At 69.1% G+C, this 249-nt stretch carries 1 protein-coding gene; it reads left to right on the top strand.

All coding sequences use genetic code 11. The features are described from left to right. The coding region (locus VSR82_RS40530) for a condensation domain-containing protein (protein WP_498858982.1) at positions 1–249 on the top strand (249 nt) is incomplete at both ends.

The following is a 249-nucleotide window of genomic DNA, read 5'->3' as shown; positions in this document are numbered from 1 at the left end:
TCTGTCGGGGCAGGACGACATTGTGATCGGGGTGCCGAGTGCCAACCGCGGCCGGCGCGAGATCGAGGAGCTGATCGGCTTTTTTGTGAACACGCTGGCGCTCCGGGTGGACCTGTCGGGCGGGCCGGACGTGGCGACGCTTCTGGAGCGGACACGGCGTACGGCCCTGGGGGCGCAGGAGCATCAGGACCTGCCATTCGAGCAGGTGGTGGAGATCGTGCAGCCGCCCCGGGCGCTTGACCACACGCC

The organism is Burkholderia sp. JPY481 (assembly GCF_038900515.1).
Taxonomy (GTDB): Bacteria; Pseudomonadota; Gammaproteobacteria; order Burkholderiales; family Burkholderiaceae; genus Paraburkholderia; species Paraburkholderia youngii.
The sequence above is the reverse complement of the archived record's forward strand: the minus strand, read 5'-3'. Positions and strand labels throughout refer to the sequence as shown.